The sequence below is a fragment of the Rhodococcoides navarretei genome, from assembly GCF_038069675.1.
Taxonomy (GTDB): Bacteria; Actinomycetota; Actinomycetes; order Mycobacteriales; family Mycobacteriaceae; genus Rhodococcoides; species Rhodococcoides navarretei.
Genome location: NZ_JBBPCN010000001.1, coordinates 4,880,690 through 4,894,098 on the forward strand (window position 1 = coordinate 4,880,690; position 13,409 = coordinate 4,894,098).

The 13,409-nt window shown below is 63.7% G+C and carries 12 protein-coding genes; 4 read left to right on the plus strand and 8 right to left on the minus strand.

The features are described 5' to 3' along the window. Positions 1-26: 26 nt before the first annotated feature. Complete coding sequence (locus AABD04_RS23070; RefSeq protein WP_423228180.1) at positions 27-839, plus strand: alpha/beta fold hydrolase; 813 nt, start codon at positions 27-29, stop codon at positions 837-839. A 178-nt stretch (positions 840-1,017) separates the two neighbouring features. Here AABD04_RS23070 and AABD04_RS23075 read toward each other — a convergent pair whose 3' ends face one another. Next, positions 1,018-2,706: an AMP-binding protein gene (locus AABD04_RS23075; RefSeq protein ID WP_243595330.1), complete on the minus strand. Its 1,689-nt coding sequence runs from the start codon at positions 2,704-2,706 to the stop codon at positions 1,018-1,020. Positions 2,707-2,810: 104 nt separating this feature from the next. Between AABD04_RS23075 and AABD04_RS23080 the strand changes: the two genes are divergently transcribed. Then, complete coding sequence (locus AABD04_RS23080; RefSeq protein WP_341442627.1) at positions 2,811-3,284, plus strand: DUF3995 domain-containing protein; 474 nt, start codon at positions 2,811-2,813, stop codon at positions 3,282-3,284. Here the strand turns inward: AABD04_RS23080 and AABD04_RS23085 are convergent. From AABD04_RS23085 to AABD04_RS23105, 5 genes are read right to left on the minus strand one after another with little or no spacing between them, the layout of a single operon-like run. Beyond that, positions 3,281-4,387: an ABC transporter ATP-binding protein gene (locus AABD04_RS23085; RefSeq protein WP_341442628.1), complete on the minus strand. Its 1,107-nt coding sequence runs from the start codon at positions 4,385-4,387 to the stop codon at positions 3,281-3,283. The two genes, AABD04_RS23080 and AABD04_RS23085, sit on opposite strands and share 4 nt — an antisense overlap. A gap of 11 nt (positions 4,388-4,398) precedes the next feature. Beyond that, positions 4,399-5,283 carry a carbohydrate ABC transporter permease gene (locus tag AABD04_RS23090; RefSeq protein ID WP_341442629.1) on the minus strand — a complete coding sequence of 295 codons (885 nt, stop codon included), beginning with the start codon at positions 5,281-5,283 and terminating at the stop codon, positions 4,399-4,401. Continuing rightward, on the minus strand, positions 5,283-6,233 hold the full coding sequence (locus AABD04_RS23095; protein WP_243595250.1) for a carbohydrate ABC transporter permease: 951 nt from the start codon (positions 6,231-6,233) through the stop codon (positions 5,283-5,285). The genes AABD04_RS23090 and AABD04_RS23095 overlap by 1 nt, the downstream gene beginning before the upstream one ends. Beyond that, entirely contained in the window at positions 6,230-7,582 is a 1,353-nt protein-coding gene (locus AABD04_RS23100; RefSeq protein ID WP_459112820.1) for an ABC transporter substrate-binding protein, read from the minus strand. Before AABD04_RS23100 ends, AABD04_RS23095 begins: the two co-directional genes overlap by 4 nt. After that, positions 7,579-8,604, minus strand: a complete 1,026-nt coding sequence (locus tag AABD04_RS23105) for a sugar-binding transcriptional regulator (RefSeq protein ID WP_341442630.1) — start codon at positions 8,602-8,604, stop codon at positions 7,579-7,581. Before AABD04_RS23105 ends, AABD04_RS23100 begins: the two co-directional genes overlap by 4 nt. A gap of 116 nt (positions 8,605-8,720) precedes the next feature. On the opposite strand from AABD04_RS23105, the gene AABD04_RS23110 reads away from it, so the two are divergent. Continuing rightward, positions 8,721-9,743, plus strand: coding sequence for an NAD(P)-dependent alcohol dehydrogenase (locus tag AABD04_RS23110; protein ID WP_341443121.1), 1,023 nt, complete (start codon positions 8,721-8,723; stop codon positions 9,741-9,743). Next, on the plus strand, positions 9,740-11,215 hold the full coding sequence (locus AABD04_RS23115) for a mannitol dehydrogenase family protein (RefSeq protein ID WP_341442631.1): 1,476 nt from the start codon (positions 9,740-9,742) through the stop codon (positions 11,213-11,215). The genes AABD04_RS23110 and AABD04_RS23115 overlap by 4 nt, the downstream gene beginning before the upstream one ends. On the opposite strand, the gene AABD04_RS23120 is transcribed toward AABD04_RS23115, so the two are convergent. Further along, the gene (locus AABD04_RS23120; RefSeq protein WP_341442633.1) at positions 11,199-11,864 is read right to left on the minus strand and encodes a potassium channel family protein; all 666 of its coding nucleotides are present in this window, start codon (positions 11,862-11,864) and stop codon (positions 11,199-11,201) included. The genes AABD04_RS23115 and AABD04_RS23120 overlap by 17 nt on opposite strands. Further along, complete coding sequence (locus tag AABD04_RS23125) at positions 11,857-13,158, minus strand: TrkH family potassium uptake protein (protein ID WP_341443122.1); 1,302 nt, start codon at positions 13,156-13,158, stop codon at positions 11,857-11,859. The genes AABD04_RS23120 and AABD04_RS23125 overlap by 8 nt, the downstream gene beginning before the upstream one ends. Positions 13,159-13,409: the final 251 nt, after the last annotated feature.

Sequence of the window (13,409 nt, forward strand, 5' to 3'; positions counted from 1 at the left end):
CTTTGTGGGGGTCAATGTCACGTTGAGTGGACTCGAAGGAAGACAATCGCGGGGTGGAGTACGCCTCGAATGCAGATGATGGAACACGGATCGCGTACACGGTGGTGGGGTCCGGACCGCCGTTGTTGATGGTGCACGGCAGTTTTCTGACGCACACGATTTGGCGGACGTTCGGCTATGTGAAGGCGCTACGTGGCAGTCGACAGTTGATTCTGATCGACAGTCGCGGGCACGGCCGCAGCGAGAAGCCGCATACTCCCGACGCCTACGCAATGGGCAACATCGTCGGCGATCTGACGGCGGTGCTCGACGCAGTGGGTGTCGACACCGTCGACTATCTGGGGTATTCGTTCGGGGCCCGGGCGGGCTTGGCGTTGACCGCGGCGAGGCCCGAGCGAGTGCGATCACTGGCCGTCGGCGGCGGTAGTCACGGCGCCCAGGCCGGCGCGTTCGATCGCCTGTTCTTTCCAGGATGCGCGGATGTGTTGGAGCAGCGCGGCATGGACGGCTTTCTCGAGGTGTGGAGCAGCCACCGCATGTTCCCCATCGACGCCGGAACGCGAGCGGTGTTTTCCGCCAACGACGCTCGAGCCATGGCCGCGTACATCCGAGCGTCCGACGCCGATCCCGGCCTACCCGACGAGGCGTTGCAGCGGTTCACCCAGCCGTCGCTGCTCTACGTCGGCAGCCAGGACGGCACCAGGCTCGACGACACACGGGCCGCCGCCGCGCTGGTTCCGAACTCCGAATTGCACGTCATTCGCGGCTTCGACCACGCGACAACGATGGCCGCTTCCGAGGAGGTACTCGGCGTCCTCGAACGGTTCTGGGGCAGGTGACCTGAGTGTCCACAATTCGCCTCGAGAATCGGGATCCCGCCTCCCACAGCAAATAGTGGACAGCCACATCACCTACGGCAAGCGAAACCCTGCGCGACCGCACCAACTGACCTGAGTGTCCACTATTCGCGTCGAGAATCGGGATCCCGCCTCCCACAGCAAATAGTGGACAGCCACATCACCTCTTCAGCGCAGGGAACTGATCGTCACGCCACTCGGTGTCCAGTGGACCCACGGCTGCGTCCTCGCGAGCGCGCAGCTCCACTCGGCGGATCTTGCCCGAGATGGTTTTCGGTAGCTCGAAGAACTCGATACGTCGAACGCGCAGGAACGGGGCCAGGTGCTCGCGGGCGTACTTGAGGATCTCGAACGCCGTGGCCTCGTTGGGTTCCCAGCCCGACGCCAATGCCACATACGCCTTGGGGACGGCAAGTCGCGTCTCGTCCGGGGCGGGCACCACCGCGGCCTCGGCCACGGCGGGGTGTTCGATGAGTACGCTTTCGAGCTCGAACGGGGAGATCTTGTAGTCCGAGGCCTTGAACACGTCGTCGGTGCGGCCGACGTAGGTGATGTAGCCCTCGGAGTCCCGTGATGCGACGTCGCCGGTGTGGTAGTAGCCGTCGGCCATGACGGCAGCATTGCGTTCAGGGTCTCCGAGGTAGCCGGTCATCAGGTTGAACGGATTCTGGGCCAGGTCGAGGCAGATCTCGCCCTCGTCGGCGAGTTCGCCGGTGGTGGGGTCGACGATCACCACCGGTACACCCGGCAGCGGCCTCCCCATCGAACCGGACTTGAGCACTGCGCCCGGTGTATTGGCAACCAGCGCAGTGGTTTCCGTCTGCCCGAATCCGTCGCGAATGTTCAGACCCCACTCCCGCTGCACCGTGGCGATCACCTCGGGGTTGAGCGGCTCACCGGCACCGATGGCCTCGCGTAGGGAACCACCGCCACCGGCGAGATCGGCCTGAATCAGCATGCGCCACACCGTCGGTGGTGCACAGAACGTGGTCACCTCGGCCCGCCGGATCTGCTCGAGCAATGCCTTCGCGTCGAATTTGCCGTAGTTGTAGATGAAGATGGTTGCCTCGGCGATCCACGGCGCAAAGAAGCAACTCCACGCGTGCTTGGCCCACCCGGGCGAGCTGATGTTCAGGTGCACGTCACCAGGCCGCAGCCCCAGGAAGTACATCGTGCTCAGATGCCCCACGGGATAGGAGATCTGAGTGTGCTCGACAAGCTTGGGCTTGCTCGTAGTACCAGAGGTGAAGTACATCAGCAGGCGGTCGTCGGGCGCAGTGACGGACTCGAACGGCCGGGCCTCCACGGATCGAGCATCGGAGTAATCGAGCCAGCTGTCGTGTGCGGAGGTCGCGATACGCAGGTAGTCACCGGGGACGTCGTCGAATTTGCCGGTGTCCGAGGGGTTCACGATCACTGCGCGGGCATTGCCGCGTACCACGCGATCGGTCAGGTCTGCGGATCCGATGGCCGTGGTGGTCGGCATCAGGACCGCGCCCAGCTTCATCACCGCGAGCATCGCTTCCCACAGTTCCACCTGATTGCCGAGCATGAGAATGACCGAGTCGCCGCGGCCGATGCCCTGTTGCTCGAGCCACCTGGCGACCTGATCGGAGCGACGCGCGATGTCGTCGAAGCTGTACTTGGCCTCGCTACCGTCCTCCTCGACGATCCACAGCGCAGTGCCGTCGTTGTCTCGTGCGATCGCATCGAACCAATCGATCGCCCAGTTGAACGTCTCACCGAACGACGGCCACTCGAAAGTCGATACAGCTCGGTCGTACTCGCCGTACGTGTCGAGCAGTAGATCGCGTGCGTCCCTGAATGCCGTGTACGCCGATTCGGCCATGTTTCCTCCGTAGCCTGTGATGCCCATCACCGCCACGGTAGGGGAGATGAACAATCCCTCGCTACCCCTGAACGGGGGTGCCGACTCGGCTAGCCTCCATCACCGTGACCATCGGATTCTTTGCGATCGCATGTGCACTGGGAATAGTTCACGCCGCGTTCTCCGGCTATTGGGCCGCGGGTGGGCGGTGGATGCTCGATACCGTCGGCTCCTTCGCCACAGAGTGGGTGGACACCGAACCGCAGACAGCGCGAACGGCGCTGCTGGTGCTCACACTGGTCAAACTCGCAGCGGCAATTTTCCCTGCCCTCGCCTACCTGAACCGGCCACGCCTGGCAGCACGGAACCGGACCCGGCTGCCGTCGTTGATTCTCGGCATATCCTGGCCCGGCTCTGTGCTGCTGATCCTGTGGGGCGGAGCGTCGTTCGTCGGCGCGGTGATCGGCCTGATCGCCTCGGACGAGAACCGAAGCGTCAAGTACGGACACCTGTTCTTCGACGGCATCTTCCTGCTCTGGGGTGCCGCCCTCCTGACGGCACTGATCCTGGCACGTAAAGCCGGGTACCGACCGCGTTAGATGCGCTCCCCCGTCTCGGGGTGGAAGAGGTGGATTGCACCGTCGAGTCGCGTCAGGCCGATGCTCTCGCCGATCTTTGCCGGAGCGCGCACTGCCGAACGCGCAACCAACGACACGGGTCCGCCGTCGAGTCCCTTGACCTTCGGGTCGTCGAGGTGCGCGTAGACGTAGGACTCGCTGCCCAGCTCCTCGATGAGATCGACCTTGCCCTCGAAGCCCTCGCCGCCGCCGTGGACGATGCCGAGGTTCTCGGGCCGCATTCCGATGGTGACCTCGTCGATACCCAGGCTCGCGAGCTTGGTCAGCTCGTCGCGCTCGAGCGGGAGCAGGAACTTGCCGATCTGGACGCCGCCCGAGCCGATGGGCACCGTCATCAGGTTCATCGCCGGCGAGCCGATGAATCCTGCGACGAACGCGTTGACCGGGTTGTCGTACAGGTCTGTGGGAGAGGCGAACTGCTGCAGCTTGCCACCACGAAGGACGGCGACACGATCGCCCATCGTCATGGCCTCGACCTGATCGTGGGTGACGTAGACGGTCGTGGTGCCGAGCCTGCGCTGCAACGCCGCGATCTGCGTACGCGTTTGCACCCGTAGCTTGGCGTCGAGGTTGGACAACGGCTCGTCCATGCAGAACACCTGCGGCTCACGAACGATGGCGCGGCCCATGGCAACTCGCTGACGCTGGCCGCCCGAGAGCTTGCCGGGCTTGCGGTCCAGGTACTCGGTGAGGTCGAGAACCTTCGCCGCCTCGGCCACCTTCTTCGTCCGCTCTTCGAGCGAGACTCCGCGCATCTTGAGCGCGAAGCCCATGTTCTCCCCGACGGTCTTGTTGGGGTAGAGCGCGTAGTTCTGGAAGACCATGGCGATGTCGCGGTCCTTGGACGGAACGCCCACCATGTTCTTGCCGCCGATTTCGATTGCGCCACCGTCGATCTCCTCGAGACCGGCGAGCATACGAAGGGCCGTGGACTTGCCGGAGCCGGACGGTCCGACCAGGACGACGAACTCGCCGTCCTCGATCTCGAGGTCGAGGGAATCGACGGCGAGCGAATCGGCACCTTCGTAGACGCAGGATGCCTTCTTGTACGTGATTGCAGCCATGAGACTTTCTCCTATTTGATGGCGCCGAAGGACAGGCCGCGCACGAGCTTGTTCTGCGCGAACCATCCGGCAAGGACGACGGGGAGTGCTGCGAACGTCGCAGCGGCGGACAGCTGAGCCCAGTACAGGCCCTGGCCGGTGATGAATCCGACGAGGTACACCGGAATCGTCTGGGCCTGAACAGCAGTGAGGTTGACGGCGAAGAAGAACTCGTTCCACGAGAAGATCACGCAGATCAACGACGTCGCCGCGATGCCCGGAGAGACGAGCGGCAGAATCACCTCACGCACCGAGGTCCACAGCGACGCACCGTCCATGCTGGCGGCCTCGAGCAGTTCCGACGGTACTTCCATGAAGAACGAACGCATCATCCACACGGCGATAGGAAGATTCATCGCGGTGTAGAGAACCACCAGCGCCCAGATGTTGTCCAGCATGCCGATGTCACCGACGATGACGTACAACGGCACGATGACAGCGACGACGGGCAGCATCTTGGTCGAGATGAAGAAGAAGAGCACGTCCTGGGTCTTTTTCACCGGCCGCAGCGACAGCGCGAACGCCGCCGGAACACCCAGTAGCAGAACGAGAATCGTCGACACGACCGTCGCGAACGCCGAGTTCAGCAGCGTGGTGCCGATGCCGCTCTCGAGGACGCCACGATACTGATCGAGGGTGGGGGTGAAGATCAGCTTCGGCGGGTTTGAGTAGGCGTCGGCCTCCTGCTTGAAGCCGGTGATCACCATCCAGAGCACGGGGAAGAAGAAGGCGATACCGGCCACCCAGGCAACGAACGACCAGATCGTGCCCGGTCCCCACTTGCTCTTCTTACGAATCTCCTGCCCGTCCGAGGTCTGCGCGACGGCCTTCTTCTTGCTCGTGGTTGCCGTGCTCATCACGCCGCCTCCTCGTTTGCGCTGAAGCTCTTGAAGATCAGTCTCAGCGCCAGAGTGCTGAGGATGATGGTTGCCACCACGGTGACGACGCCCATGGCCGCGGCCTGACCGATGTCGAAGCCGAGGAAGGCACGTTGGTAGATGTAGAACGGCAGGTTGGCCGACGCGACTCCCGGTCCACCGGAGGTCATCATGTACACGGCGTCGAAGGTGTTGACGAGGTAGATCGCACCGAGAACCGTGCCCAGTTCGATGAACCGGCGCAGGTGCGGCAACGTCAGCTCACGGAAGAGCTTGAACGGGCCCGCTCCGTCCACGCGTGCGGCCTCGGCGATGTCCTTGGGCATGGACTGCAGCCCGGCCAGAATCAGCAGCATCATGAACGGCGTCCACTGCCACACCAGGTTCGTCATGACCGCAGCCAAGGGGAACCGCGAGACCCAGTCGATCTCACCGACACCGAACGGGCTCAGGGCGAAGTTGATCAGACCGAAGACGGGATCGAACATCGTCGTCTTCCAGATCAGCGCACCGGCAACCGGGGTGACGAGGAACGGGGTGATCAACAACGTACGGATCAGACTGCGTCCGATGAACTTTCGATCGAGCAGCAACGCGAGGGCCAGACCGAGGATCACCGAGATGATCACCGTTCCCACGATCATGATCACGGTGTTCATCGCGACCTCGCGGAACTGACTGTCGCGGAACACGTCGATGTAGTTGTTCAGACCGTTGAACTCACGCGAACCCGGACGAACGAGGTTCCAGGACTGCGTCGAGTAGTACAGCGTGAACAGGAACGGGATCTGCGTGACGATGATGGCGAACACCAACGCCGGCAACAGCGGGCCGCGTCGACGCCAGCCCTCGGCCTTGGAGATCGTTCTCGGTCGCGGTACGAACTTCTCCGGTTCGGTCGGAGCCGTCCGTTCTTCGGTGGTGGTCATCCCTGGTCCTCCTGATACGTCCTGCCGACCACTTCGGCGTATTGCTGCGATTGGTCGAGCGCCTCCTGGACGCTGATCTGTCCTGCGATCGCGGCGCTGATCTGTTGGCTGACCCGGGTACCGAGATCCTGGAACTCGGGAATGGTCAGAAATTGGACACCGGTGTACGGAACCGGATCCACGGTGGGGTTGTTCGGGTCGGCACTGTCGATGGAGTCGAGAGTCAGCTGACCGTAGGCGGCCGACGCCTCCGCATACTCGGGAATCTCGTAGGTCGACAGACGGCTTCCGGGAGGCACACGCTCCCAACCGAGTTCGTTACCGACCTTGTTCAGGTACTCCTTGCTGGTCATCCACGAGACGAACTTCCACGCCTCGTCGGGGGCCTCGCTGGTCTTGGGGATTCCCAGGGCCCAGGAGTACAGCCAGCCGTTGTCGCCCTTGACCGCCGACGGGGCCTTGGCGTAGCCGATCTGCCCGACGACGTTGCTCGACGACGGGTCCTCGAGGACCGAGACGGCCGAGGTGGCGTCGTACCACATCGCTGTATTTCCCTGTGAGAGTTGCGTTCCGCACTCACTGAAGCCACTGGTGGCCGCGCCGGCCTGACCATGCTCGCGCACGGTGTCGACGTAGAACTCCACGGCGTCGACGACCTCGGGACTGTTCAGCTGAGCGTTCCAGTTCTCGTCGTACCAGCGGCCACCGAACGCGTTGATGACCGTGTTCAGCGGAGCGAGCACCTCACCCCAGCCGGGCTTGCCGCGCAGGCAGATTCCGGACAGTCCGGGGCTGTCGAGTGCAGCAGCGGCATCGGCCACCTGCTGCCAGGTGGGCTCGGCCGGCATGTCGATACCGGCCTGCTCCATCAGGTCCTTGCGGTACATCAGGAACGACGACTCACCGTAGAACGGCACGGAGTACATGCTGCCCTCGTACGACAGCGATTCCTTCAACGTCGGAATGAAGTCGTCCTCGTCGTACCCCGGCGTGGCGTCCGCGTACTCGGAAAGATTGGTGAGCCAACCGTTCTCGGCCCACTGCGGGGTCTCGAAGTTGCTGATCATCACCACGTCGAACTCACCGCCGCCGGTTGCCACCGAGGCCGTGATCTTGGCACGGGCCTCGTTCTCCGACAACGACACGAACTTGAGATTGATGCCCGGGTTCTCCGCCTCGAACTCGGACGCAAGCGAGATGGCATCGGACATCTGTGAATTCGAGACGATCGCGACGGTGATCGTCGTACCGTCACCGTCACCACCGAACGAGCCGGCACCGGCACATCCGGACAGCACCAAGGTCGTCGCGAGCGAGGTCGCGACAACCACTTTCGGTAAAGCTTTCACTGAGATACCTTTCCATTCGACGCTGATGTGGATCTATCGACGAGCCAACGCGCGCTGTCGATGTCGGTGACCAGGATCGATGCCAGTCCACCGCGAAGCGCACCGAGCAGCGCTTCGTGTTTTCGTTTTCCGCCGGTGACCAGCACGGCCCGGTCGCACGCCCTGATGGCGTCGAGTCCCACCGACACGGTGCGGCCGGGGAGCGACCCTCCGGTGTCGTTGCCGTCGGCGTCGTAGAACCGGCCACCGATCTCACCGACCGCGCCGAGTCTGCGCAGTTCGTCGAGCACATCGAGGTCGATGAAGCTACCCTCGAACAACGTGGTGGACGTGGAAACGGGACCGATGCCGTACATCATCACATCGGCATCGGTCCCGGCTTTGAGGGCGCGAGAGATCACGGAATCCTGCTCCAACGCAACGACAGTCGCCTGATCGGCGTACAGCGGCGCGTTGAGCCTGATGGGTGTCGCCTGCAGATACGCAGCGCACCGTCCGAGTGTGTACTCGACACCGGTCTGATAGTCGGCCGAGGTGATGGAACCGTCGAGTTGCACCACCGCAGCACATTTGGTGGCTCGAGTCTTCAGCGAGCTCGCCACCGCCACCGTCTCGGGTCCCCATGTGAAGCCGAGGACATCACGATCCTTGAGTCGACGGGAGAGCAACGTCGCTGCCGCACGACCCAGGGACCCGTAGCCGGTGTCCGTGCCGTCGATGACGTCCGACACGACCAGCACCTCGGTGAGTCCGAACTTCGCTTCGAGCTCGCGCTCGACGTCCGCATGCACGGTGCCCTGCAGATCGTCGGGGACGTTGATCTCGATCGTCACGAGCCCCTGGGTGCGAGCGCGAGCCACCAACCGTCCTGCTGTCGGCCGCGAGACGCCGAGCTTCACGGCGATCTCGGCCTGAGTCGCGCCTTCGAGGTGGTACATGGTCGCGGCACGCAGAGCCAGGCGGAGGTCCTCTCCGGACCGCGGAGCCTGTGACCCCGCTGGATCGGATCTCGATCCATCCATGTCGCCTCCCCAAGTCGTGAGCAGATGCTCAACTCGTGTTCATCTGCTCACTAAGCTAACATTAAGGTGTGATCTACACAACACCCCCTCGCACACAGCGACCCGTGCCACAGTCCATGCAGGTCAGCGTCCTGACCGGAGTGCAGCACATACGACTCGCCGAACGGCCCGTCCCCACGCCCGCGCACGACGAGGTCCTCGTGCAGGTCACGGCAGTCGGAGTGTGCGGTTCCGACGCGCATTACTACCGCGAGGGACGCATCGGCGACTACGTGGTCGACGGCCCCCTCGTACTCGGACACGAGGCGGCGGGCGTCATCGTGGCCGTGGGCACCGAAGTCTCCGACACCCGCATCGGACAGCGAGTGTCCATCGAGCCGCAGCGCCCCGATCCCACCAGCGCACAATCCCGTGCAGGTCGCTACAACCTGTGCCCGGCCATGGAATTCTTCGCGACGCCGCCCATCGACGGAGCGCTCGCGGAGTACGTGCTGATCCAATCGACCTTCGCGCACGACGTCCCCGACGACATCTCCGACGAGGCAGCCGCCCTCCTCGAACCACTGTCGGTCGGCATCGCGTCGGCCCAGAAGGCACGCATCTCCGCCGGTTCGAGCGTGCTCATCGCAGGAGCGGGTCCCGTCGGTCTCGTCACTGCGCAGGTCGCGCGCGCCTTCGGTGCCACCGAGGTGATCGTCACCGATATCGACGCTTCCCGCCGCGCCAACGCAGAGAAATTCGGTGCGACGCGGGTGATCGACCCCGCCGCCGAGGACGTGCGTGCCGTGACGGTCGACGCCTTCATCGACGCCTCCGGTGCGGCCCGAGCCGTGATCGACGGCATTCATGCGGTCCGACCCGCAGGCACTGTCGTCCTCGTCGGCATGGGCGGGTCGGACTACCCACTGCCGATCTCGGTGATCCAGAACCGAGAGTTGCTGCTCACCGGCGTCTTTCGCTATGCCAACACGTGGCCGATCGCACGCGCGCTGGTGGCGTCGGGCATGGTGGATCTCGACGCTATGGTGACGGCGAGGTTCGGACTCGACGGCGTGGAGGATGCATTGAACGCCGACAGGCAACCCGGAAGCATCAAAGCCGTAGTCATTCCAGGACTTTCGAAGGAGACGAACGCATGAAGCTGAACTCGCAGAACCTCGCCGACTTCATCGAGGACGTCGCAGTTCCGACGTACGACCGATCCGAAGTGACGGTGGGCATCGTGCATTTCGGTGTCGGCGGCTTCCATCGCGCCCACCAGGCAATGTATGTCGACCGCCTGTTGCAGCAGGGGCAGGCACTGGACTGGGGAATCTGCGGAGTCGGGGTGATGCCAGGAGACCGGCGAATGCACGACGTCATGCAGGCACAGGACTGCCTGTACACCCTGGCGCTCAAGCATTCCGACGGCACGTGGGACACCCGCGTCATCGGATCCATCGTCGAGTACCTCTTCGCACCGGACGACGCCGAGGCCGTGATCGAGAAGATGGCCGCCGACACGACCAAGATCGTCTCGCTCACCATCACCGAGGGCGGCTACAACTTCTCGGCGACCACCGGCGAGTTCGACGCGGACAACCCGGCCATCGTCGCCGACCTGGCCGACGGCGCAGTACCCGCAACGACATTCGGGCTCGTCATCGAGGCGCTGGCCCGACGCAAGGAACGTGGCATGACGCCGTTCACTGTCATGTCCTGTGACAACATCGAGGGCAACGGCCACATGGCACAGTCGACGTTCACGACGTTCGCACGCCTGAAGGACCCGGCATTGGCCGACTGGATCGACGCCGAAGGGGCGTTCCCCAACTCGATGGTCGATCGCATCACACCGGTCACGACGCCGGAAGTGACCGAACAGCTTTCGGTGCGATATGCGATCGACGACCAGTGGCCCGTCGCGGGCGAACCGTTCACGCAGTGGGTGCTGGAGGACAAGTTCACCCTCGGCCGTCCGCCGCTGGAGGATGTGGGCGTTCAGGTGGTCGAGGATGTCACCCCGTACGAACTGATGAAGCTGCGGTTGCTCAATGCCAGCCATCAGGCGCTCGCGTACTTCGGTTACCTCAGTGGCTATCGCCTCGTCCACGAGGTCTGCCAGGATGCGCTGTTCGCGGACTTCCTGCTCGCCTACATGGACGAGGAGGCAACCCCGACGCTGCAGCCGGTCCCCGGCATCGATCTGACCGACTACAAGAAGACGTTGATCGAGCGGTTCTCCAACCCGGAAATCCGCGATACCGTCGCCCGTCTGTGCGCCGAGTCCTCGGATCGAATTCCCAAGTGGCTCTTACCCGTCATCCGCAAGAACCTCGAGACCGGCGGGGAGATCGCCCGCTCCACCGCAGTGGTGGCCAGTTGGGCTCGCTACGCCGAGGCCGTCGACGAAGCCGGCGAGCCCATCGAGATCGTCGATCAGTTGAAGGACTCGCTGGTGCCGATCGCGCAGAGCCAGCGTGAGAACCCCACAGCGTTCATCGCGAACCGGTCAGTGTTCGGCGATCTGATCGACAACGAGCGCTTCGTCGCCGAGTACACGAAACAGCTGTCGTCTCTGCAGGAGCGAGGAGCACGCGCGACGCTGGAATCACTCAGGTCGACTCACTGAAACGTTCGGCGTCTCGAACCTGACCGGAGACGATGACGGTGTCGCCTGCGCCGATCACCGTGTCGGCCGTGGCGTAGGTGAATCCCTCACCCTGACGCTTGACCGCGACGACGGTGACACGATGCTTGGTACGTATTCCGCTCTCGCCCAACTTCTTTCCGATGATGGAGGTGGGTGGAGAGGTCTTGATCATGGCGAAACCGTCGTCGAATTCGATGTAGTCCATCATGCGGCCGCGGACCAGGTGGGCGACGCGCTTGCCCATGTCGTGTTCGGGTCGGACCACATGATGCACGCCGATCTGAGTCAGAATCTTGGCGTGCGCGTTGCTGATCGCCTTGGCCCAGATGTTGGTCACCGACAGGTTGATCAGCGCGGATGCAGTCAACAGACTCGCCTCCAGATCCGATCCGATGCCCACGACTGCGCGGTCGTACTCGTGCACCGACAGTTGCCGCAACGACTCCTCGTCGGTGGTGTCGGCCACGGCGGCGTGTGTGAGCCGGTCCGAGACACGTTGCACCACAGCCTCGTCGGTGTCGATGCCGAGAACCTCGACGCCCTGGCCCATCAGTTCCAGTGCCAGCGACTTGCCGAAGCGGCCGAGGCCGAGGACGACGACGACTTCGGAGGACGGTTTCCTAGCCAATGAACGGCCTTTCGGTGGGGAGCGTGTAACGCCGACCGCGGTCGCGGGCAGCAAGGGCACTGACCAGGGTGATGGAACCGATGCGGCCCAGATACATCAGAACGATCAGAATCACCTGACCCCACCCGGGCAACTGCGCGGTGATGCCGGTGGACAGACCGACGGTGGCGAAGGCCGAGACGACCTCGAACAGCAGGACGTCGAGGTCGAAGTCCGTGCCCGCCAGCAACGCCACGACCGGGAGCATGACCAGGGCGACGCCGATCAGGGCCACGGTCAACGCCTGGCGCTGTACGCGCGGGTCGATCCTGCGATCGAAGATGCTCACATCGCGATCGCCGCGAATTTCGGCGAGGATGACGAACAGCAACAGGGCGAACGTGGTGACCTTGATGCCGCCTGCGGTGCCGCCACTGCCGCCACCGATGAACATGAGAACGTCGGTGACCAACAGGGTCGCGTTGTCGACGTCGGCGTAGTCGACGCTGTTGAAGCCTGCGGTACGCGGCATGACGCCCTGGAACGTGGCGACCAGCATCTTGTCCCAGATCCCGTAACCGCCGAGCGTCCTGGACCACTCGAGCAACAGGACCAGCGCCGGTCCCACCACGAGTAGAACGCCGGTGACCGAGAGCGTCAGGCGGGTGTGCAGCGACCATCTCTGCCGGCCCCGACGCCGCCGGACATGCCGGAACAGCTCGAACAGAACCGGAAAGCCGATGCCTCCCAGCACGACGGCGACCATCACTGGAACACAGATCCACGGGTCGGTGGCGAATCCGATCATGTTGTCACTGAAGAGAGCGAATCCGGCGTTGTTGAACGCCGACACGGAATGGAAGACACCGAGCCAGATCGCCCGACCGGGACTTTCGCCGTACCCGATCGCGAACCTGAGCGTAAGAGCGATCGCGACGACGGTCTCGATCAGCAGGCTGGTTCGGAACACTCCGATGACAACGCTGCGAACGTCGCCGAGCCCGGAGGTACGTACCTCTGCAGCGGTATTGAGTCTGCCACGCAGCCCAATTCGGTCGGCGAGCACCAAACCGACCAACGACGCGATCGTCATGATGCCGAATCCACCGATCTGGATCAGACCGAGTATCACTCCTTGCCCGAAGCCCGACCAGTACACCGGGGTGTCCACCACGATCAGGCCCGTCAAACTGACCGCCGAGGTGGACGTGAACAACGCCTGCAGTACTCCGGCCTCACTCCCGGACTGGGTGGAGCCCGGAATCAGCAGCACGCCTGCCCCGAAGACAATGGCAAGCGCGAAGCCGGACGCCATGACCCGAACCGGCGTGGGTCGAAAGATCGCGGACCATCGCGATGCCTGGTGAGCGTCTGTCACTCGAGAAACAGTACTGTGCGCTCCGCGCAGTGGTGGGATTCGTCCGTCGGCGCGGACGACGACGGGCTGACGGTTGCTCTCGATGTCGGCTTGCCACGACGTACGCATCGGCTCCGGGCTCTTCGTCTACCCAGCCGGCCGCGGTTCCACGCTGAACTCGCTCCGGGCGGGTAACGTCGGAATTGAGC

Bases quoted from the DNA above. Each gene is read 5' to 3' on its own strand.
- AABD04_RS23075 (WP_243595330.1), bottom strand. From the start codon at position 2,706: ATGGCCGAATCGGCGTACACGGCATTCAGGGACGCACGCGATCTACTG.
- AABD04_RS23085 (WP_341442628.1), bottom strand. From the start codon at position 4,387: ATGGCTGCAATCACGTACAAGAAGGCATCCTGCGTCTACGAAGGTGCC.
- AABD04_RS23090 (WP_341442629.1), bottom strand. From the start codon at position 5,283: ATGAGCACGGCAACCACGAGCAAGAAGAAGGCCGTCGCGCAGACCTCG.
- AABD04_RS23095 (WP_243595250.1), bottom strand. From the start codon at position 6,233: ATGACCACCACCGAAGAACGGACGGCTCCGACCGAACCGGAGAAGTTC.
- AABD04_RS23105 (WP_341442630.1), bottom strand. From the start codon at position 8,604: ATGGATGGATCGAGATCCGATCCAGCGGGGTCACAGGCTCCGCGGTCC.
- AABD04_RS23110 (WP_341443121.1), top strand. From the start codon at position 8,721: ATGCAGGTCAGCGTCCTGACCGGAGTGCAGCACATACGACTCGCCGAA.
- AABD04_RS23115 (WP_341442631.1), top strand. From the start codon at position 9,740: ATGAAGCTGAACTCGCAGAACCTCGCCGACTTCATCGAGGACGTCGCA.
- AABD04_RS23125 (WP_341443122.1), bottom strand. From the start codon at position 13,158: ATGGCGTCCGGCTTCGCGCTTGCCATTGTCTTCGGGGCAGGCGTGCTG.